This is a genomic window from Achromobacter sp. ACM05 (assembly GCF_019218915.1).
GTDB classification, from domain to species: domain Bacteria; phylum Pseudomonadota; class Gammaproteobacteria; order Burkholderiales; family Burkholderiaceae_B; genus Achromobacter; species Achromobacter animicus.
Genome location: NZ_JAHUWQ010000001.1, coordinates 520,768 through 541,746, shown reverse-complemented (window position 1 = coordinate 541,746; position 20,979 = coordinate 520,768). Strand labels below are relative to the sequence as shown.

15 protein-coding genes are annotated in these 20,979 nt (G+C 62.9%); 13 read left to right on the top strand and 2 right to left on the bottom strand.

Features of this window, described 5'->3' with window-relative positions; translation table 11 throughout:
• The first annotated feature begins 25 nt into the window (after positions 1-25).
• The 4 genes from glmU (at position 26) to KW836_RS02360 (ending at position 5,283) form a co-directional block, all read left to right on the top strand.
• Positions 26-1,399, top strand: a complete 1,374-nt coding sequence (gene glmU / locus KW836_RS02375; protein WP_175137078.1) for a bifunctional UDP-N-acetylglucosamine diphosphorylase/glucosamine-1-phosphate N-acetyltransferase GlmU — start codon at positions 26-28, stop codon at positions 1,397-1,399.
• Positions 1,396-2,784, top strand: a complete 1,389-nt coding sequence (locus KW836_RS02370) for an MFS transporter (RefSeq protein WP_370632972.1) — start codon at positions 1,396-1,398, stop codon at positions 2,782-2,784. The genes glmU and KW836_RS02370 overlap by 4 nt, the downstream gene beginning before the upstream one ends.
• A 121-nt stretch (positions 2,785-2,905) precedes the next feature.
• Positions 2,906-4,228 carry a UDP-glucose/GDP-mannose dehydrogenase family protein gene (locus KW836_RS02365; protein WP_218342359.1) on the top strand — a complete coding sequence of 441 codons (1,323 nt, stop codon included), beginning with the start codon at positions 2,906-2,908 and terminating at the stop codon, positions 4,226-4,228.
• Entirely contained in the window at positions 4,225-5,283 is a 1,059-nt protein-coding gene (locus KW836_RS02360) for a glycosyltransferase family 4 protein (protein ID WP_175123874.1), read from the top strand. The genes KW836_RS02365 and KW836_RS02360 overlap by 4 nt, the downstream gene beginning before the upstream one ends.
• Before the next feature lie 59 nt (positions 5,284-5,342).
• Here KW836_RS02360 and KW836_RS02355 read toward each other — a convergent pair whose 3' ends face one another.
• On the bottom strand, positions 5,343-5,831 hold the full coding sequence (locus KW836_RS02355; protein ID WP_175123873.1) for an Lrp/AsnC family transcriptional regulator: 489 nt from the start codon (positions 5,829-5,831) through the stop codon (positions 5,343-5,345).
• A 150-nt stretch (positions 5,832-5,981) separates the two neighbouring features.
• Here KW836_RS02355 and glmS point away from each other — a divergent pair, with 150 nt between their 5' ends.
• The 8 genes from glmS (at position 5,982) to KW836_RS02315 (ending at position 19,045) form a co-directional block, all read left to right on the top strand.
• Positions 5,982-7,814 (top strand): glutamine--fructose-6-phosphate transaminase (isomerizing), encoded by a 1,833-nt coding sequence (glmS, locus tag KW836_RS02350; RefSeq protein ID WP_218342358.1) that lies wholly within the window; start codon positions 5,982-5,984, stop codon positions 7,812-7,814.
• 326 nt (positions 7,815-8,140) lie between these two features.
• On the top strand, positions 8,141-8,641 hold the full coding sequence (locus KW836_RS02345) for a sigma-70 family RNA polymerase sigma factor (protein ID WP_239216436.1): 501 nt from the start codon (positions 8,141-8,143) through the stop codon (positions 8,639-8,641).
• A complete protein-coding gene (locus tag KW836_RS28060; protein WP_218342357.1) occupies positions 8,638-9,582 on the top strand; it encodes a DUF4880 domain-containing protein in 945 nt (314 codons plus the stop codon). The genes KW836_RS02345 and KW836_RS28060 overlap by 4 nt, the downstream gene beginning before the upstream one ends.
• Positions 9,583-9,663: 81 nt before the next feature.
• Positions 9,664-12,027, top strand: a complete 2,364-nt coding sequence (locus KW836_RS02335) for a TonB-dependent siderophore receptor (protein WP_218342356.1) — start codon at positions 9,664-9,666, stop codon at positions 12,025-12,027.
• A 312-nt stretch (positions 12,028-12,339) separates the two neighbouring features.
• Positions 12,340-14,604, top strand: coding sequence for an McrB family protein (locus KW836_RS02330; protein ID WP_218342355.1), 2,265 nt, complete (start codon positions 12,340-12,342; stop codon positions 14,602-14,604).
• 7 nt (positions 14,605-14,611) lie between these two features.
• Positions 14,612-16,135 carry a DUF2357 domain-containing protein gene (locus KW836_RS28100; protein ID WP_218342354.1) on the top strand — a complete coding sequence of 508 codons (1,524 nt, stop codon included), beginning with the start codon at positions 14,612-14,614 and terminating at the stop codon, positions 16,133-16,135.
• A 532-nt stretch (positions 16,136-16,667) separates the two neighbouring features.
• Positions 16,668-17,372 (top strand): hydrolase, encoded by a 705-nt coding sequence (locus KW836_RS02320; RefSeq protein ID WP_105236975.1) that lies wholly within the window; start codon positions 16,668-16,670, stop codon positions 17,370-17,372.
• Positions 17,373-17,440: 68 nt separating this feature from the next.
• Positions 17,441-19,045 carry an MFS transporter gene (locus tag KW836_RS02315; RefSeq protein WP_218342353.1) on the top strand — a complete coding sequence of 535 codons (1,605 nt, stop codon included), beginning with the start codon at positions 17,441-17,443 and terminating at the stop codon, positions 19,043-19,045.
• A 92-nt stretch (positions 19,046-19,137) separates the two neighbouring features.
• On the opposite strand, the gene KW836_RS02310 is transcribed toward KW836_RS02315, so the two are convergent.
• Entirely contained in the window at positions 19,138-19,500 is a 363-nt protein-coding gene (locus KW836_RS02310) for a hypothetical protein (RefSeq protein WP_218343319.1), read from the bottom strand.
• Here KW836_RS02310 and KW836_RS02305 point away from each other — a divergent pair.
• A complete protein-coding gene (locus KW836_RS02305) occupies positions 19,499-20,908 on the top strand; it encodes a PLP-dependent aminotransferase family protein (protein WP_255595074.1) in 1,410 nt (469 codons plus the stop codon). The two genes, KW836_RS02310 and KW836_RS02305, sit on opposite strands and share 2 nt — an antisense overlap.
• Positions 20,909-20,979 lie beyond the last annotated feature (71 nt).

The following is a 20,979-nucleotide window of genomic DNA, read 5'->3' as shown; positions in this document are numbered from 1 at the left end:
CCCGTCTCTCAACCTACTGGAACCTATGCTTAATGTTGTGATTCTTGCCGCCGGACTGGGTAAACGCATGCAGTCCGACCTTCCCAAAGTGCTGCACACGCTGGCCGGCAAACCCATGCTGTCGCACGTGCTGGACAGCGCGCGCCAACTGAAGCCCGCGCGCATCATTGTGGTGGTCGGCCATGGCGCTGAACGCGTCAAGCAGGCGTTTGAAGGCCAGCCGGACCTGCACTTCGTGCTGCAACAACCGCAACAGGGCACGGGTCACGCCGTGCAACAGGCCGTGCCGCTGCTGCTGGAAGGCGACGGCAAGGACGACGTCACGCTGGTGCTGTATGGCGACGTGCCGCTGGTGCAGCCCGAAACGCTGCAGCGTTTGCTGGACGCGCGCGGCCAGGGCGCCGCCGTGCTGACCGAAGTGCTGGCCGATTCCACCGGCTACGGCCGCATCGTGCGCGACGCCAACGGCAACGTGTGCCGCATCGTCGAACACAAGGACGCATCCGACGCCGAGCGCGAGATCAAGGAAGTGAACACCGGTATTCTCAGCGCGCCCACCGCGAAGCTGAAGAACTGGCTGACCCGCATCGACAACAACAACGCCCAGGGCGAGTACTACCTGACCGACGTGGTTGGGCTGGCCGTGGTCGACGACGTGCCCGTGGGGGCGGCCCAACCGGGCGCCGGCTGGGAAACGCTGGGCGTGAACAGCCGCGTGCAGCAGGCCGAACTGGAGCGCCGCTGGCAGGCCGAGCAGGCCCGCCGCCAGCTCGAAGCCGGCGTCACGCTGGCCGACCCGGCGCGCTTTGACGTGCGTGGCACGCTCACCTGCGGCCGCGACGTGTTCATCGACGTGGGCTGCGTGTTCGAAGGCCAGGTCTCGCTGGCCGACGGCGTGCGCGTGGGCCCGCATTGCGTGCTGCGTGATGTCAGCGTCGGTGCGGGCACGCAGATCGAAGCCTTCAGCCACCTGCAGCAGGCCGAAGTCGGCCGCGATGCGCGCGTGGGTCCTTATGCCCGCCTGCGTCCCGGCGCCGAACTGGGCGACCGCAGCCACGTCGGCAACTTTGTCGAGATCAAGAAAAGCGTGCTGGGCGCTGACAGCAAGGCGAACCACCTGGCCTACATCGGCGATGCCGACATCGGCGCGCGCGTGAACGTGGGCGCGGGCACCATCACCTGCAACTACGACGGCGTGAACAAGCACCGCACCGTCATCGAAGACGACGCTTTCATCGGCTCTGACACGCAGCTCGTCGCGCCCGTGCGCGTGGGCCGCGGCGCCACGCTGGGCGCCGGCACCACCCTCACGCGCGACGCACCGGCCGACAAGCTGACGGTGTCGCGTCCCAAGCAGGTCACCGTCGACGGATGGCAGCGCCCGGTCAAGAAGTCGTGACGCAGGAACAGGAAGCGGCCGCGGGCGGCGGGGTCAAGCCCGCGCCGCCCGACGGCCTGCCGGCGCCGCGCCGGTACTGGGCGGCGGCCACCGTGATGACGGGCATCAGCCTGTCGGTGCTGGACACCACCATCGCCAACGTGGCGCTGCCCACGATCGCCAAGGATCTGAACGCGCTGCCCGCGCAGGCGGTGTGGATCGTCAACGCCTATAACCTGGCCGTCGTGATGGCGCTGTTGCCGCTGTCCGCGCTGGCCGAGCGCATCGGCTTTCGCCGCATGTTCACGTTCGGACTGGTGCTGTTCACACTGGCCTCGCTAGGCTGCGCGCTGGCCGGCACGCTGTGGCAATTGACCGCCGCGCGCGTGTTCCAGGGGCTGGGCGCCGCCACGCTCATGTGCATGTTCGGCGGGCTGGTGCGCAACATCTATCCGCTCAAGATGCTGGGGCGGGGCATCAGCATCAACGCCACCACGGTGGCGGTGATGTCGGTCCTGGGCCCCACCATCGGCTCGGCGATTCTGTCCGTCGCGCCGTGGCCGTGGATCTTTGCCGTCAACCTGCCGATCTGCGCGCTTGCCATGTTTGGCCTGCGCCATCTGCCCGAAGTGCCGCGCAACGATGTGAAGCTGGACTGGATCAGCGCGCTGCTCTGCATGGCGACGCTGGGCGTGTTCATCTCCGGCGTGGACATGATGGGCGAGGATCTGCTGCGCGGCATCGGTCTGGTCGCGATTTCAGCGGTGGCGGGTATTGTGCTGGTGCGACGCGCCAGCCAGCAGACCGCGCCGCTGGTGCCGGTGGACCTGCTGCGCATCCGGCCGCTGGCGTTCGCGGTGGGCGCGTCGGCGTGCACCTTCGCCGCGCAGATGGCCTCGTATGTGTCGCTGCCGTTCTACTTCCAGCAGGTGCTTGGCCGGCCGTATCTGGAAGTGGGCATGCTGATGGGCGCGTGGCCGGTCGGCACGGCCATCATCGCGCCGCTGGCTGGACGCCTCTCCGACCGCTATTCCGCCGCCACACTCAGTGGCATTGGCGCGGCCACGATGGTCGCGGGCATGCTTTGGCTGGCGCTCCTGCCGTCCACGGTGTCGAACTGGCCGGTCATCGCCGGCATGTTCGTGGCGGGCGTGGGCTTCGGTTTCTTCCAGACGCCGAACAACCGCGCGCTGCTCTCTGCCGCGCCCCGGCTGCGCAGCGGCGCGGCGGGCGGCTTGCAGGCCACCACCCGGGTTTTCGGGCAGAGCTTCGGCACCGCGCTGGTGGCCATTGCCTTCAGTGTCAGCGCGGCCCACGGGCCGGGACTGGCGCTTGTGCTGGGCACGGTGTGCGCGGCGCTGGCCGTGGTGGTCAACACCGTCCGCTTCAACAAGCTGCGGACTTAGCAGCCGCTGGCGCCGGCTTGAACCCGCTCGGACCCTCGGGCGCGGGCCGCTTCTATAATGGCGGCCGGCGCCCGGTTTCACTTTCCGGGCGCAAAGATTACCTATTTGAAGGCGCACAGGCATGAAAATCACGGTCGTGGGTACCGGTTACGTAGGATTGGTGTCGGGAGCGTGCCTGGCCGACATGGGCAACGATGTCATGTGCCTGGACGTGGACGCGGCCAAGATCGCGCTTCTGCGCCAGGGCGGCATTCCCATTTACGAGCCGGGCCTCGAAGACCTGGTGCGCCGCAACGTGCAGGCCGGCCGGCTGCATTTCACTGATGACGTCGCCCAGAGCGTGGCGTTTGGCGACGTCCAGTTCATCGCCGTGGGCACCCCGCCCGGCGAAGACGGTTCCGCGGACCTCAAGTACGTGCTGGCCGCCGCGCAGAATATCGCCCGCCACATGACCTCGCGCAAGCTGATCGTGGACAAGTCCACGGTGCCCGTCGGCACGGCCGACAAGGTGCGCGCCGTGGTCGCCAAGGAACTGGCCGAGCGCGGCGTGGACCTGCCGTTCACGGTGGCGTCCAATCCGGAATTCCTGAAGGAAGGCGCGGCCATCAACGACTTCATGAGCCCCGACCGCGTCATCGTCGGCGCCGACGACGACTACACGATCGGCGTCATGCGCCGCATCTACGAGCCCTTCCAGCGCACGCACGACCGCCTGATGGTGATGGACGTGCGCTCCGCCGAACTGACCAAATACGCCGCCAACGCCATGCTGGCCACGCGCATCTCGTTCATGAACGAGATGGCGAACCTGGCCGAAGTCCTGGGCGCCGACGTCGAACAGGTGCGCCGCGGCATCGGCGCCGATCCGCGCATCGGCTATCACTTCCTGTATCCCGGCGCGGGCTACGGCGGCTCGTGCTTTCCGAAGGACGTGCAGGCGCTGGTCAACACGGCGTCCGAGCACGGCCTGCCGATGCGCGTCATCGAAGCCGCCGAAGCCGCGAACCACGCGCAGAAATTCCGCCTGTCCGAGAAACTGGTCGAGCGCTTCGGCGAAGACCTGCGCGGCCGCAAGATTGCGTTGTGGGGCCTGTCCTTCAAGCCCAACACCGACGACATGCGCGAAGCGCCCAGCCTGACCGTCATCGCCGAACTCACGCGCCGCGGCGCCGAGGTGCGCGCCTACGATCCGGTGGCCATGCACGAAGCCGGCCGCGCGCTGGCTGGCCATCAGGGCGTCAGCTTCGCCACCGACATGTACGACGCGCTGGACGGCGCGGACGCCCTGCTCATCGCCACCGAATGGAAGGTCTTCCGCGCGCCCGACTTCGATCGCGTCAAGGCCCTGCTCAAGACGCCGCTCATCATCGACGGCCGCAACCTGTACACGCCGGCCGACGTGCGCGGCCTGGGCTTCGAGTATTCAGGCATCGGCCGCGCATGAAGATCCTGCAACTGAACTTCGAGAAAGGCTGGCGCGGCGGCGAGCGCCAGACGCTGTATTGCATGCGCGCGTTCCGCAAGGCCGGGCATGACGTCGAAGTGATGTGCCGCGAAGGCGCGCCGCTGGCCGAGCGCGCCCGCCAGGAAGGATTCGTCGCCCACACCGTGCGCAACGTGCCCGGACAGCTCGCGTTTCTGGCCGGCGCCGGCCGCTACGACATCATCCACGCGCAGACCGCCAACACCATCACGTGGGCCGTGCTGACCAAATGGCTGCACCGCCGGCCGGTCGTGTTCTCGCGCCGCACGTCGTTTGTCGTCAAGCCGGGCGACGAATGGAAGACCGGGTACAAGTGGCGCCACACGGATCTGTTTGTGGCGATCAGCGAGATGGCCGCCGGCGAACCGCGCCGCCTGGGCATCGAACCCGTCATCATCCGCAGCGCCGTCGAACCGCATCAGATCAACACTGAGAACGTCGCCAACCTGGTGCGCGAGTTCGACCTTGAGGGCAAGAAGGTCATGGCGACCTCCGCCGCCCTCATCCGCGACAAGGACCCCGTTACGCTGGTGCGCGCTGTCGGCGAACTGGCCAAGACGCGCCGCGACTTCGTCTTCCTGCATTTCGGCGCCGGCGGCGACCGCGAACAGCAGGCCAAGGACGAGGCCCGCAAGCTCGGCATCGAAGACGTCTACCGCTTTGCCGGCTTTCGCAAGGGCGTGGAAGACTTCTACAGCATCCTCGACGTCTTCGTCATGAGCTCCGAGGAAGAAGCGCTGGGCAGCAGTGTGCTCGACGCCTTCCTGCAACGTGTGCCTGTTGTTTCCACCGACGCCGGCGGCTTGAAGGAAAGCCTGGCCGACGGCCGCGGCGTGCTATGCGCCGTGGGCGATCATCAGGCCATGGCGGCCGGCATGGCGCGCTGCCTGGATGATGCGGCGTTCCGGCACGAGGTCACCGAACGTGCGTATGAGTACGTGCGCAATGAGCACGACGTGCAGAAGATGGGGAACCGGTATCTGGCGCAGTTTGAGCGGTTGGTGGGGCGGAAGTAGGCCGCTTCATCTGCCGCGTTTCTCTGCGGCTGTTGATAGCCGCACCTTATGCCGGCACTTCACCCCCGCACATCAATCCGCGTCTCGAACTTGGCGCGATGCACAGAGAAAAACGTGCGCACGTTGCGCACGTTGGCCTGCGCGGTGAAGGCGCGGTGCACCAGCGCGTGATACGCCGGCATGTCCTTCACCTGCGCGATCACCACAAAATCCGGACCGGGCGATACGCGGTAGCACTGCAGCACCGCCGGCTCCGTCAGCATGCTTTGCTCGAATGCATCCAGGCTTTCAGCCGCCTGCACGTCCAGCGTGATCTCCACAATCGCCGTCAGCGTGCTGCCCAGCTTCTCGGCCGACAGGATGGCCACCTGCCGGTCGATCACCCCTTCTTCCACCAATCGCCGCACCCGCCGCAGGCAGGTCGGGGGCGAGGCGTGCACCCGCGCGGCCAGATCCTGGTTGGTCAGCGAACTGTCTTCTTGTAACTGTTCAAGAATGCGCCGGTCCAGATCATCCAGTTCAGGCAGGGGAATGGACGTGTTTTGCATGATTAATTCAAAGTATCGATCTTGGCGAAAGATAATTTAATCACATTTGTGTAAGGGAATTAACTGCCAGATTGGCGCATATAAAGAAATCAAATTTCTTTAAGGGTCGCGCACAATGCGTCGGTACTGAACTTACCCGGAGTCACTCCTATGTGCGGCATTGTTGGCGCCGTCGCCCAGCGCGACATCACCCCGATCCTCGTTGAAGGCCTGAAGCGCCTGGAATACCGCGGCTATGACTCCTGCGGCGTCGCCGTCTACGCCGACGGCCATCTGCGCCGCACGCGCAGCACGCAGCGCGTGGCCGAGCTGGCCGACCAGGTTGCGCAGGACAAGATCCAAGGCTTCACCGGCATCGCCCACACCCGCTGGGCCACGCACGGCGTGCCCGCCACGCACAACGCCCACCCGCACTTCTCGCACCTGGGCAACGACGAGCCGCGCATCGCGCTCGTTCACAACGGCATCATTGAAAACCACGACGAACTGCGCGCCGAGCTGCAAGCCGTCGGCTACGTCTTCGAAAGCCAGACCGACACCGAGGTCATCGCGCACCTGGTGAATCACCTGTACTCGGGCGACCTCTTCGAAACGGTGCAGAACGCCGTGCGCCGCCTGCATGGCGCCTACGCCATTGCCGTGTTCTGCCGCGACGAACCGCACCGTGTGGTCGGCGCGCGCCAAGGCTCGCCGCTGGTGGTGGGCGTGGGCCAGAACGAGAACTTCCTTGCGTCCGACGCGCTGGCGTTGGCCGGCACGACCGACCAGATCATCTACCTGGAAGACGGCGACGTCGTCGACCTGCAGCTCTCGCGCGTCTGGATTGTGGATGCCGCCGGCAAGAACGTCGATCGCGAAGTGCATACCGTGCACGTGCACACGGGCGCCGCCGAGCTGGGCCCCTATCGCCACTACATGCAGAAGGAAATCTTCGAGCAGCCGCGCGCGGTCGGCGACACCCTTCAGGACATCGAGTCCATCACGCCCGAACTCTTTGGCGACGAGGCCTACAAGATCTTCAAGGAAGTCGATTCCCTGCTGATCCTGGCCTGCGGCACCAGCTACTATGCCGGCCTGACCGCCAAGTACTGGATCGAATCCATCGCCAAGATCCCGGTCAACGTCGAAATCGCCAGCGAATACCGCTACCGCGACAGCGTGCCGAACCCGCGCTCGCTGGTCGTGACGATCTCGCAGTCAGGCGAAACCGCCGACACGCTGGCCGCGCTGAAGCACGCGCGCTCGCTGGGCATGGAAAACACGCTGACCATCTGCAACGTGTCCACCAGCGCCATGGTGCGCGAGTGCAAGCTGTCGTACATCACGCGCGCCGGCGTCGAAATCGGCGTGGCCTCGACCAAGGCCTTCACCACCCAGCTCACTGCGCTGTTCCTCTTGACGCTCGCGCTGGCGCAGACGCGCGGCAAGCTCACGCATGAGCAGGAAGCCGAGCACCTGAAGGCCCTGCGCCACCTGCCGTCCGCCATCGGTTCGGTGCTGGCGCTGGAACCGCAGATCATGGCCTGGGCCGATCGTTTCGCGTCCAAGGAAAACGCGCTGTTCCTGGGTCGCGGCATGCACTACCCGATCGCGCTGGAAGGCGCGCTCAAGCTCAAGGAAATCAGCTACATCCACGCCGAAGCCTACCCGGCGGGTGAGCTGAAGCACGGTCCGCTGGCGCTGGTCACCGAGCACATGCCGGTCGTCACCATCGCGCCCAAGGACGAGCTGCTGGAAAAGCTGAAGTCCAACATGCAGGAAGTGCGCGCGCGCGGCGGCGAGCTGTATGTGTTTGCCGACGCCGACAGCAAGATCCAGAGCGCCGAAGGCATGCACGTGATCCGTATGCCCGAACACTACGGCAAGCTGTCGCCGATTCTGCACACGGTGCCGCTGCAGTTGCTGTCGTATCACACGGCATGCGCGCGGGGGACGGATGTGGATAAGCCGCGGAACCTGGCTAAGAGCGTGACGGTGGAGTGATGCGGTAGCGCTGCGCAGCGCTTATCCAAATGTGAACAGGGCCGCGTATACGCGGCCCTGTTCACATTTGGCACGTGGATTTGCTCAGCATGAAAACGACAAATAAAGTCGATCGCGCGTGCCTCAAGGTTGCTTTGCCTAACTACGTGCGGCATCGTCGACGCCAGCCTCGACTACATGCATCCCCAGCTCACGCGAGCGTTTGCTGAGATTGCCGAGTCGTACCGTGGCGGGGAGTTTTCGCAGGAACAGGGGGTGGGACTGGAAACAGCGGCGCGCGCTATGCAATAATTGATAACGATTCCTATTTGTTTATAGCGCAGCCCGTGGCCTCGACACGCGATAGCCGGTTTTCCACCATTTATAAGAATGACCACCCGTGGCTGGAGCGGCGGCTGCGCAATGGCCTGCGCAACCGCGAGGACGCGGAGGACGTGGCGGGCGAGACGTTTACGCAGTTGCTTTGCCTGCCAGCGTTGGAGCAGCTAAACGAGCCGCGGGCCATGCTGGTCACGATCGCCCGGCGCATTACGTGGCGGCTGTGGCGGCGGCGCGAGCTGGAGCAGGCCTGGCTGGAGACGTTGCGGTTGCAGCCGGAGCCGCTGGAGCCGTCGGCCGAGGAGCGGGTGCAGACCCTGCAAGCCTTGCAGGCGCTGGATGTGGCGCTCGAGGGGCTGTCTGCCAAAGCCAGGATGGCGTTTCTGTATAGCCAGCTCGATGGGATGACGCATGTGGAAATTGCGGCGCGGCTGAAGGTATCGCCGACCATGGTGCGCAAGTACATCGTGCAGGCCTTGAACCGTTGCTGCGAGGTGTTTTGGGTATGACGGCCTTGGATGCGCGCACCCGCGAGGCGGCGATCGAGTGGCAGGTCTGCTTGTCCAGCGGGCAGGCCAGCGATGCAGACCGCGCGGCGTTTGAACGATGGCTGGCGGAGAGCCCGGGCCATGGCGCGGCGTGGCAGCGGCTGAACGCAGCGCTCAATGGTACGTTGCATGCGCTGCGGCCAGGGCTGCTGGCCGACGGCGATGCGCTGCGGCGTTCGCTGGTGGGGCCGCAGCTGGCGCAGCGCCGGCGGCTGGGGAAGCTGGCGCTGGCGGGCGGGGCGCTGCTGCTGGGAGCGGGCGTGGCGGACCGCTATGTGCCGTTGCAATCTCTGGCGGCGGGCTATGTCACCCGCACCGGTGAGCGCCGGCGGGTGGCTTTGCCGGACGGCAACACCATGGAGCTGGATGCGCGCAGCGCGGCGTCGTGGGAGGGGCCGCACGTGGTACGCGTGTCGGCCGGGGCGGCGATTTTTGAGTTGGGGGGCAGCCAGGAGTTGCAGCTGCGGCTGCCGCAAGGCGAGGTCAGGCTTGCCCAGGGGCGCGTCATGGTGCGCTGCGCTGCCGGGCGCAGTTTCTGCCTGGCATTGAGCGGGACCGCCGTGGTGACCACGCTAGCAGGCGTGCGCCAGCCCCTGGCGCCGGGGCAGAGCGTGTGGTTCGATGCGCGGCAGGTGGATGCGGTGCAGAACGGTCAGGCACACGCCGCCGCTTGGCAGAACGGCGAGTTGGAAGTCCATGACGAGCCCCTGCAAACCGTGGTGGATGCGCTGGCCCGTTACCGGGCGGGCTGGCTGCGGATGTCGCCGCAGGCGGCGCGGCTGCGCGTGACGGGGCTGTTTCCGCTGGACGATGGCGACCGGGCGCTGGAGGCGCTGAGGAATACCTTGCCGATCCGGATGCAGCGGGTGAGCCGCTGGTACGTGATGATCGATCTGGCCTGACTATTTCACGCGCCGGGTGTTTTTTTGATGGTGCCGATGCACATACAGGGAACGCGTACTCACGCAACCACGGAGTGATCCATGCTTTCCCTGAGGTTTCCGGCCGCCTGCGTCATCGCAGCCGCCGCCTGCACCGCCCATGCCCAGGCGCTGCGCCAATACGATTTGCCTGCGGGCCGGCTGGATGTGACGCTGACCCAGATCGCGCGCATCGCGGGCGCGGTGATCTCGTTTCGGGCGGATCTTGTGGCGGGCAAGTCCGCGCCGGCCGTCTCTGGCCGGATGTCCTTAGAAGAAGCCACCGCTCGCGCCCTGGCCGGAAGTGGGCTGGAGCTGCGGCGTACGCCGGACGGCAGCCTGTCGGTAGCCCCGGCTAACACGACGACGCTGGCGCCGGTGTCGGTGGAAGCGGACACGCTGGGCGTGACGGAAGGCACCCATTCCTACACCACGACGGTCATGGCCACGGCGTCCAAGTTCGCGCTGTCTCCGCGCGAGACGCCGCAGTCGGTCAGCGTGGTGACGCGCCAGCAGATCGAGGACCGGGGGTTTCAGTCGCTGGACGATGTGGCGCGCGACACGACCGGGCTGACCACGCGCCAGATCGGCGGCGGGGAACGCACGCAGTTCTTCTCTCGCGGGTTCGAGATCAGTTCGTTCCTGGCTGATGGGGTGCCGCTGGGCTACGACTACGACACGCAGGGCGTGGCGACGTTGGCTATGTACGATCACGTCGAGGTGCTGCGCGGCGCGGCCGGGATGATGACGGGGGCCGGCAATCCCTCGGGCACGATCAACCTGGTGCGCAAGCGCGCCACGGCGGTGCCGCAGTTCTCGGTGACGGCGAGCGCCGGCAGCTGGGACAATTACCGGGGCGAGGTCGACGGCTCGGGCCCGCTGAACGAGGCCGGCACACTGCGCGCCCGGGGTGTGGTGGCGTATCAGGATTCCAATACCTTCAAGAAGGCCTACGAGCACCAGCGCCAGCTCTTCTACGGCACCATCGAAGCCGATCTCACGGCAAACACCACGCTCAGCGTCGGCGGCTACTACAACCGCGAGGACAACCCGGGCGCGGACTGGAATGGGCTGCCCACGCGCCGAGACGGCAGCTTCTACGACTTCAATCGCTCGATCCGCTTGTCGCCGGACTGGGCCTATTGGAACAAGGAAAACACCAGCTTCTTCGCCGAGCTCGACCACCGTTTCGAGAACGGCTGGTCCGGCAAGCTCACCGCCCGCACGTTGCGCGCCAGGATGAACATGCTGGGCAGTTATCTGTACCCGCTGGAAGACTCGACGTTCTTCGGGCAGGGCCTGGGCCAGTATGCCTATGACAAAACCCAGTACAGCGTGGACGGCTACCTGAGCGGCCCCTTCTCGCTGCTGGGGCGCACGCATGAATTGGTGTTGGGCGGCAGCTTCCTGAAGAACAAGGACGACGACGGCCCCGGCGGGTGGCCGTTGGACTACAACATGACGGTCGACCCGGAACACTGGAACTCCAGCGCCGTGGAGAAACCCGCGTTCGTCTACCCCTGGTCGCGCAAGGGATACCAGCGCCAGATGAGCGGCTACGCCACCACCCGCCTGAGCCTTGCCGACCCGCTGACGCTAATCCTGGGCGCTCGGTTGGACTGGTATGAGTACGACATGACGCTGAAGTCCGGCGACTACGTCAGCCCGCCTGCGGACTATAAGGTCAAGCACGAGCTGACACCCTACGCGGGCCTGATCTACGACCTGGACCGCCACCATTCCGTCTACACCAGCTGGACCAGCGTGTTCCAGCCGCAGAGCAGCCAGTCAACCAGCGGCGCGCCGCTGGACCCGGTCATCGGCACCAATCTGGAGGCCGGAATCAAGGGGGCGTACTACGACGGACGGCTCAACGCCAGCGCGGCGGTGTTCCAGATCCGACAGCGCAACCGACCGGTCGCGCTGGCCACGTCCGCGTGCAGCCCGGGGGTGATCGAATGCTATGCGCCGTCGGGCAAGGTGCAAAGCCGGGGGGTGGAGTTTGAAGTGGCGGGCGCACTCACGCCGGGCTGGCAGGTGGCTGCCGGCTATACCTACAACCAGTCCAAGTACCTGGAGGATTCGGGCAGCCTCCGGGCGGGCGCGCCCTACGACACGCAGACTCCGCGTCATCTGTTCAAGCTCTCGACCATGTACACATTGCCGGGCGCGCTGAATGCGTGGCGAGTGGGGGGGGCGGTTCGTGTGCAAAGCGCGATCAGTGTGCCCGCGTATAACGTGCGCCAGCCGGGGTATAGCGTGTGGGATGCGGTGGTGGCGTATCGGGCCTCACCAAATCTGGATCTGCGCCTGAACGTCTATAACCTGCTCGACAAGTATTACTACCAGGCGATCGGCAGCACCCAGGACAACAACCACTTCGGCGCGCCGCGGTCGTTCTTGCTGACGGCGAAGTACACGTTTTAAGTGTGACGCAACGTGCGCCTGTACCTCGCCAACATTCGCCAGCCATCGACAGGACGAACGGCTGGGCGTGCTCCCACGCGTTCGTTCGTATTCCTGAAACACCGCTACGTTAGATGTTCGAGCACTCGTTCGATATATGGCGCCGCCAAAGTTCAATGTGCTTTTTTGTGCGCCGTGATTTCGTCTGCAGCAACTTCTATGTGAGCTAGAATCTCTAATGTATTGTTACAATTGGGATTGTCGCTAGCTTGTTTGCAACAGTCAGCGCTGTTTCCTCCCCGCTCATTGCTTGTCTGATCTTAGGAACTACGCATGGATTTGCAAGACGACGATTCTTTGGTCGCCGCAGTCAATCACGTATTGGGTGCCCACCGAGATGACCGACATTATCGGAATTGGACACGGGCGTTGGCTGAACATATCTCCTCAGTACAGCAAGCTGACGAAAGCGTGTTTCGTTCTGAGAGCTTTCAACGAAACGTGTGGGACAGCGAGGCAATTTCAGCGACGGGGCAGGGATTCATATCGACCCGCGCATTTTGGTCGGATGTCGCAATCGTGAATCGCTTGTGGGAGGTTCGGAACCTGAGCGAAGCGCTCGATAAGAGCGCCTTTACCATGGAGTTGCAACGGCTTTGGGACGAACTGGTAGAACGAATAAAGCACCAGGGTTCAAGGGTGCCTCGGCTCAAACTGGCACGTGTGTTTGCGGCGTTGCAGCCGCGGCACTTTACAAGTCTGGCAGATGGGAAGGTGCTAGATAATCTGGGTAAGCGTATGGGCGTGGGCAATCTTAGAGATGGCCGTGCGCTACTCAACCAGCGAATACTGGACCGAATCGATAGCGTCTTGTCACGCATCGAATTTTTGCAGGATGAGCCGCTGGATTTGGTGCGAATGAAGCTACCTTGGTTGCTTTTCAAGCGAGACCGAATTCAGACGGATGATGAGGTCACAATCGACACCGGAGAGGTGTCAGGCCAGGGCCAGTTACGCCCATTACCTGCCGAGCGTCGGCGTCGGGGCATGCTTGCCATTGGAGGCTCCATCTCGTCTGTGCTGGCGATGCTGCAGTTTGTCAAGGACGGCTGCTCGCGCGAGGATTTTCGCGAACATGTGCGCGCGGTAAATCCGAAGTTATCTCCAAGCTCCGTGAACACGAACATTAATGCGCTTATCGCAGAATGGGGAGTGCTGGCAGCTGATAACGACAGAATGACATTGACCTCGCGAGGGATGGCGTTCTTAGAGTCTGGCGATCCCGACGATGTTTCAGATTGGTTGTTAACGCAAATTCTCGGTCTCGACAATCTTCTGATATTGCTAGGCAAAGGTCCTCGAGAGCAGAAGACTTTGATCACCGATCTTCAACAGGTCAATCCGGGCTGGAAGACTAATTTTGCTCCCACCGCAATGTTAGGCTGGTTGCGAGCAATGGAGCTTGTTGAGGCCACCGCCGATAAAAAGTTGGCTCTAACCTCTCGCGGCAGGGAGTGGACAGAGAGAATTCATTGGGTGCCCGGTGTGCTGACTGCGACTCGTACGCCGAGCGAGGAAGGCAGTCCGGAGCAAGAGTTTCCGCTGCGCGCTCTTGTGAGGCCGAGCGTAGACCAGATCATGGCGATGTTTCCTGAAACGTTGGTCTTCGACAGGACGTTAGTGGCGCAATTAGATGCCGCACTGTGGAGTCACGAGCGCCGTCATTTCGTCGTGCTAAGCGGCTTGAGCGGTTCCGGCAAGACGCAACTGGCTCGAAGCTATGGCCATGCGTTGCGCGGGCAATCTTCCTCGGCGACGTCAGACGGCGTTTACGTATTGCCAGTGCAGCCGGGTTGGCACGATCCGAGCCCGTTGCTGGGATACGTAAATCCACTAAACACAGAACGGTATGTGCGAACAAGTTTCTTGAACTTCCTGCTTGATGCGGTTCGTGACCCTGAGCGTCCCTACACTGTCGTGCTTGATGAGATGAACCTTTCTCACCCCGAGCAGTACTTGGCACCGCTGCTTTCGGCGATGGAGACGGGAGATCAGATAGATCTGCATGCTCAGGATGAGGATGTCGATGAAATTCCATCGAGCGTTGCATATCCTTCTAACCTACTGATTGTTGGCACCGTCAACATGGACGAAACAACGCATGGTTTGAGCGACAAGGTACTGGACCGTGCATCGGTTATTGAGTTCTGGGAAATCAATACGGACGCGTATCCTGGTTGGGAAAGTTCCGGCCTAGATCCCACTCATGTCGTTAATCTTCAGCGCGTGATGAAACAGCTATGTGCTGCGTTACGGCCAGCGCGGCTTCATTTCGGATGGCGAACCATCGGCGATGTGATCGGATACGTGCGGGCAGCGCTCGCTGGAGGGGTCATCGAATTTTGGCCGGCGGTTGACCACGCGATTTATGCCAAAATTCTTCCCAAGCTGAGAGGTGAGGACAGTCAGCGTTTTCGTACGGCATTGGCGGAAACCAAGACGCTACTTGCCGACTATCAGTTGCCGATGGCGCAGGACAAAGTCACGCAGTTGTACGATGATTTAAGCCGTTTGGGCAGCGCCCGCTTCTGGCGGTGATACGTCAATGCTCTGGATTGAAGATCTTTCTGGGCAATCATGGCAAGTCCATCCCGGTTGCGTTGCCACGGGGTTTGTGGAGGGCGAAGCTTATTCAATTCGTACTGAGACGCCCCATGCCTCCGTCGTAGTGGACGATCTTCCTCTGACCCGAAACCCAATTCAGCAGACCTGGCGTTGGATGCCTGGTTTCTATGGCGGCAGGGTTGATGCGGAAATACTGGACGAAAAGGGCCGCTCAATAGCCACCTACAGCTTAGAGGTCGGGCCTTCTGGCGAAAAGTTAAGTCAATCTGAGTTCATGTTTATGGTTCATGAAATTCTGGCCGCCATGCCCTCGTTACTCCTCGGGGACGGTGGTGGGCTTCCTCTTTTCGACCAGGAAGGGGATTCCGTATCAACGGAAGTTGCTTATGCTCGCCTGAGGCGCTATCTCGGCCCCTGCCTATCGTCAATGCGAGTGGTTTGCTCGCAACCCTTACTAAAACTCCAATCGCAACGGCGGGTCGTTCGCCCACATCAGATGCGGCGACTAGATGTGAGAGCTGCGCTCGAACTCTCGCGTTCGCCTTTCGCCGCAGAGTTGTCGGGTCCCGATCGGGGCACGTGTGGAGCCCTTCCCCCCGTGACCGCACAGTACGTGCAACACACTTACGACCACGCGGCGAACCGAACAGTCGCTTTCATGGTCGATCGCTTGATAGCCAGAGTGGCGGCGCTACGCGACCGAATCTCTCGTATGTTGAATGATCAGGACCAGGATGTGAGCGCTAGAGCCATCCGTCGCCTCCAAATTTTGATTGAATTTGATAGTCGGCTGCGGGAAGTTAGGCGAGCGCCAGTTTTTAAAGCCGTAACCCGACTTGAGGTTTCAGCGGCGGGCTTAAATGCAATTGCTGCGCAACCGGACTACGCCCAAACGTTCCAGTTGGCGTGGAAATCTCTAAATAGGGGAGTGCTTGGCGGGGATGGAGAGGAGTCGTTACCGATAGGACCAACCTGGCAGATCTACGAGCGATGGTGTTTTCTACAAGTATGCAACCTACTAAAGCAACTCGTCCCAGACGCGGGCTGGCAGTTTTCCGGGCAAGGCGTTGACCGTGAACCCCTGCGCATGCGCGGTCAAGCAGGTGGGGGCACGGCAATTATTCACCTTCAACCCACATTTCACGCATGGGATCAAATGCCCACATCGCGATTCAAAAGTTTGTCGCGCCAGCGTGAGCCGGACATTGTGCTAACAATCGAGTCTTCGCACAGTAGGCGCTTTCTAGTACTGGATGCCAAGTATCGCGCCAGTAGAGGAAACGTCCTGGACGCAATGCAGTCGGCCCACATTTACCGGGACAGCCTAACTTGGCAAGAGGAACGTCCTTGGGCCAGCTACCTCCTGATTCCAAGAGGTGGATCTGTTCGATGGCTTGCAGACACTACATTCCAACGAGAATTTCATGTTGGAACGATTGAACTGGCGCCGGATAAGGATGTCTCTCCCCTTGTCTCTTGTCTACGGCGCTTTTTAAATGCCTGAAGCCGCTCGGAAATCAGATATGCATCTAATACCTTGGTGCGATCAGCGAACGTGGACGGCTCGATAACTCTAAGAAAGCATTGCGAGCCAATGCCCACGGGCGTGTGCGAGCGGTAAGAACGTCGGGAGTTCATCACCCCGCGCTGCCCACAGCAAAACGGCATGGTCGTACGCGTGGGCTGCACGTTGAAAGAACAATGCATGAATTGGACTCGCTTCTAGACGATCCAGCATGCCGGCCGCGTTCCACGGGGCTGCTTACGCTTTTACAACCACCGGCGCCCGCAACAAACGAATGACAGGAAGACGCTCGGGCGAAGGCGATTGCGTTAGCCGATTGCCCTGTGCAGTTTCTGAATGGTCATTGCAGCCCACCTGTCGCAACACAAGCCTTACACCATCGTTCCATAAAAAGAACGATGAAGTCAAAAATCGCCATCTACCGCCAGATTGTCCCGAAGAATATAGTTCTGTTCATCGCAGCAACGCGCTGCAAGCAACACCCCAAACCTACTTCTTCAAGGACACTGACATGACCAACACCACCGCCAAGCTCGAAGTGCTGACCCCCGAAAACAGCCAGATCATCTTCATCGATCACCAACCGCAAATGGCCTTCGGCGTGCAGTCGATCGACCGCCAGACGCTCAAGAACAACGTCGTGGGTCTGGCCAAGGGCGCCAAGGCGTTCGACATTCCGACCATCATCACCACCGTCGAAACCGAGTCGTTCTCCGGCTATACCTACCCCGAATTGCTCGATGTCTTCCCGGAAAAGAAAGTGCTGGAACGCACCTCGATGAATTCGTGGGATGACCAGAAGGTGCGCGACCAGCTCGCTGCCAATGGCCGCAAGAAGGTGATCGTGGCGGGCCTGTGGACCGAAGTCTGCAACACCACCTTCGCCCTATGCGCCATGCTGGAAGGCGAGTACGAGATCTACATGGTTTCCGACGCGTCGGGCGGCACGTCGAAGGAAGCGCACGACATGGCCATGCAACGCATGATCCAGGCCGGCGTGGTGCCGGTGACGTGGCAGCAAGTGCTGCTGGAATGGCAGCGCGACTGGGCCCGCCGCGATTCGTACGATGCCGTGATGGAAATCGTCAAGGAACACTCGGGCGCGTACGGCATGGGTGTGGACTACGCCTACACGATGGTGCACAAGGCCGCGCAACGTACGCAGACGAAGCATGAGGCGATCGCGCCCGTCGCTGCGCCGGTTATCGCTCGCTAAATCCCCAGGCCCGCGGCCGATGCCGCGGGCTTTTTTTCTCGTATTGACCGGCAGCCCCGGAGCCTCCCATGACGACCGCCGACACCCGCCCCGCCGACGCCCAGCCGTCCTCGCCTTTCGCCTATTCCGCCTTCTCCGTGATCTGGGTTGCCACCGTGCTGTCCAACATCGGTACCTGGATGCATGACGTGGGCGCCGGATGGCTCATGACGTCGCTGTCGCCGTCGCCGATGTTCGTGGCGCTGGTGCAGACGGCGGGCGCGCTGCCGGTCTTCCTGCTGTCGCTCCTGGCCGGCGCGCTGGCCGACACGATGGACCGCCGCAAGCTGTTGCTGATGGTGCAGATCGCCATGGGATTCATCGCCTTGGCGCTCGGTCTGGTGGTCTGGTTCGGTCTGACCACGCCGTGGGTGCTGTTGGGCTTCACGCTGCTGATGGGCATCGGCACCGCGTTGTCGGCGCCGGCCTGGCAGGCCATCGTCCCCAGCCTGGTGCCGCGTCCTTCGCTGCAGCAAGCCATCGCGACCAACAGCGTGGGCATCAACGTGAGCCGTGCGATCGGCCCGGCGCTGGCCGGCGTGCTGATCACCAGCCTGGGCGTGGCGATTCCGTTCTTCGTCAATGCGCTGAGCTTCATCGTGGTGGTGGCCGCACTGATCTGGTGGAAGCCGCCGGTTGCCGCCGAAAAGCGTCTGCCCCGCGAGCAGCTGTTTCATGCCATGCGTGCCGGCCTGCGCTTTGCGCTGCACAGCAAGCCGCTCAAGTCCACGCTGGTCCGTGCCGTCGCATTCTTCCTGTTTGCCAGCGCCTACTGGGCCCTGCTCCCGGTGATCGTGCGCCAGGTGCTCAATGGCGGCGCCATGCTCTACGGGATCATCCTGGGCTGCGTCGGTGCGGGTGCGGTGATTGGCGCGATGGTGCTGCCGCCGCTGCGCAAGAAGCTCGGTCCTGACCGCAGCGTCATGGCGGGTACGCTGGGCACGGTGCTCACGCTGGTGGTCTTTGCGGTGATCCCGCATCCCGTGGTGGCCGGTGCGTTCAGCTTCCTGGCCGGCGCGTCGTGGATCATGGTGCTGACCTCGCTCAACGTATCGGCACAGGTTGCCCTGCCGGACTGGGTGCGTGCTCGTGGCCTGGCGATCTTCGTGACGGTGTTCTTCGGCTCGATGACCGCAGGCAGCATGATCTGGGGCCAAGCCGCGGTGCATGCCGGCGTCCCCGCCGCGATGCTGATCGCCGCCGCCGGCTCGGTGATTGCGATGCTGCTGACCCGCAAGGCCAAACTGCAGTTGGGCGCCGACCTGGACCTCGCACCGTCGATGCACTGGCCCGAGCCCCTGATCGATCAGCAGGTGTCGCATGACCGCGGCCCGGTCATGATCACGGTGGAATACCTGATCGATCCGGCACGCGGCACGGACTTCGTGCAAGCCATGCAGCATGCCGGCGCCGAACGCCGCCGCGATGGGGCCTACGCCTGGGGGATCTTTGAAGATGCGGCGCAGCCGGGCCGCTACCTGGAATACTTCCTGGTGACGTCGTGGCTGGAACACCTGCGCCAACATGAGCGTGTGACGCACGCCGACGCGGACCAGCAGGCCGAAGTGCGCGGTTTCCACATCGGAGATGCGCCGCCGAAGGTGTCTCACTTCGTGGCACCGCAGCAGTCCTAAGCATTGTTGTTATCGAATGCGGCTCACTCGAGCCGCATTTTTTTATGCCTGGATGCAATGCGGGGCATCATCTCGGGGTGAAGCTGATCTGCTCAACGTTCCTGAGATAGCGCCTTGAGACTTTCAAGGCGTTCCATCTCCTTTTTCTCTTTCTCTTTTCTAGCGCCTTCGCGATGCGACTTGATGGCGAGGAACATGCACACGCCCAGCACGCCGAGCTTGAACGTACCGAAGGCTAAAGGGACCCAGAAATTCATCATTTCCTCAAAACGCTGCTTGAGCAGCTTGATCGCTACGCGCGGACGCTGAACCGGACCAGGAACGCGTGGAGCGAGTGCTAAAATCCATACAAGATTGCCAATTCTACTGCCAAAATCCATACAAGCAGTTGAATTGTCCGGCCCGTACCTCCTTGCCACCTGCGGAAGTGGCCAAAAACCCAAAAAATCAAACATGGCTCTCTCGCGTCGTCTGAAAAAAGCAAGCCTGTCGTGGGTGCGGCCCCTGACCCCCGGCGCGGGCTCGCGGTATCAGCAAATCGCCACGCAGATCGTCACCGCGGTGGAGGATGGAGTTCTCCGGCCGGGTGATCGCCTTCCCACGCAGCGTGAACTGGCCCAGACATTGGGCGTCGATCTCACGACCGTCACGCGGGCGTATTCGGAAGTTCGCCAGAAAGGGATTCTGGAAGCACAGGGGGCCGGCGGGACTTATGTGGCGTATGCCGGGTCGGCAACAGGCGGCACGATCGATCTGGGGATGAACATCCCGCCGTTGCTCGGCAGTGCCGCGTTTTCGCAGATGCTTGCAGAAGGCAGCGGCTCGACGCAGGCCGCGGCAAGCTCGATGGATCTGATGAGCTATCACGTGGGGGCGGGAGACGCGCGGCACCGCGCAGCCGGCGCGAAATGGCTGCAGCCGGTGCTGGGCAGCGTGGACACTGACCGGATCGTGGTCTGCCCCGGCGCCCAAACCGCGATCGCGGCACTGCTTCTGGCCAAAAGCCAGGCCGGGGATGCGATTGCGTGCGATGCGCTGACCTACCCTGGCTTCCTGGCTGCGGCCCGCCTGCTGCAGCGCGTGGCCGTCGGGGTGGAGTCGGATGCATTCGGCATGGACCCCGCCGACCTCGAGCGCGTGTGCCGAAAACATCGTCCGGCAATGCTGTACTTTAATCCGACGATTCAGAACCCGACCGCGCTGACGCTGTCCTCCGAGCGGCGAACAGAGCTGCTGCGGGTGGCCAAGAAATTTTCGCTGCCGGTTATTGAAGATGATCCGTACTGGCTGTTGGCGGAGCAGCCGCCGAGCACGATGTTTTCGGTGGCCGCCAACACGTCGTCGACGCCGGTTTACTACGTGTCGACGCTATCGAAATGCATCGCGCCCGGCCTGCGGACCGCATACCTGGTCGTACCCGCCAGCGAGCCGTTGACGCCCGTGCTGGATGCCCTGCGCTCGCTGGCGCTGATGCCCACGCCCTGGATGACGGAGATGGCGTCGACGTGGATCGAATCGGGCGCTGCGGATGATTGGATGGCGCAGGTCAAGCGTGAGCTGCAGCATCGGCAAGCCATTGCCGCGTCGATCCTGCCGGGGGAGATTCAGGCCGACCCGAACGGGCTGCATCTCTGGCTGCAGTTGCCGGGTCATATCGATCTGTACCGGCTGATTCAAACCGCGCTTGAACAAGGTGTGAGTGTCACGGATTCGGCGTCATTTTCGACGGGGGCGTTCAGTCCCTTGGCGCTCCGTGTGTCGTTGGGGGGCGCGATTGATCGGACACGTTTGACGCACGGGCTGAACCGGTTGGCGGACTTGCTCCGGGGCGATATGGCCGGGCGGGTTTCAGACATTGTCTGAGTTGCCGAGGCGTTCAGTCCCCGTCCTCGGCTTCAGGCCTTGCGGGAACGCCTTTAGGATTCACGAGCGGT

Bases quoted from the DNA above. Each gene is read 5' to 3' on its own strand.
- glmU (WP_175137078.1), top strand. From the start codon at position 26: ATGCTTAATGTTGTGATTCTTGCCGCCGGACTGGGTAAACGCATGCAG.
- KW836_RS02330 (WP_218342355.1), top strand. From the start codon at position 12,340: ATGGATTTGCAAGACGACGATTCTTTGGTCGCCGCAGTCAATCACGTA.
- KW836_RS28100 (WP_218342354.1), top strand. From the start codon at position 14,612: ATGCTCTGGATTGAAGATCTTTCTGGGCAATCATGGCAAGTCCATCCC.
- KW836_RS02365 (WP_218342359.1), top strand. From the start codon at position 2,906: ATGAAAATCACGGTCGTGGGTACCGGTTACGTAGGATTGGTGTCGGGA.
- KW836_RS02305 (WP_255595074.1), top strand. From the start codon at position 19,499: ATGGCTCTCTCGCGTCGTCTGAAAAAAGCAAGCCTGTCGTGGGTGCGG.
- KW836_RS02320 (WP_105236975.1), top strand. From the start codon at position 16,668: ATGACCAACACCACCGCCAAGCTCGAAGTGCTGACCCCCGAAAACAGC.
- glmS (WP_218342358.1), top strand. From the start codon at position 5,982: ATGTGCGGCATTGTTGGCGCCGTCGCCCAGCGCGACATCACCCCGATC.
- KW836_RS02335 (WP_218342356.1), top strand. From the start codon at position 9,664: ATGCTTTCCCTGAGGTTTCCGGCCGCCTGCGTCATCGCAGCCGCCGCC.
- KW836_RS02360 (WP_175123874.1), top strand. From the start codon at position 4,225: ATGAAGATCCTGCAACTGAACTTCGAGAAAGGCTGGCGCGGCGGCGAG.
- KW836_RS28060 (WP_218342357.1), top strand. From the start codon at position 8,638: ATGACGGCCTTGGATGCGCGCACCCGCGAGGCGGCGATCGAGTGGCAG.
- KW836_RS02310 (WP_218343319.1), bottom strand. From the start codon at position 19,500: ATGTTTGATTTTTTGGGTTTTTGGCCACTTCCGCAGGTGGCAAGGAGG.
- KW836_RS02315 (WP_218342353.1), top strand. From the start codon at position 17,441: ATGACGACCGCCGACACCCGCCCCGCCGACGCCCAGCCGTCCTCGCCT.
- KW836_RS02355 (WP_175123873.1), bottom strand. From the start codon at position 5,831: ATGCAAAACACGTCCATTCCCCTGCCTGAACTGGATGATCTGGACCGG.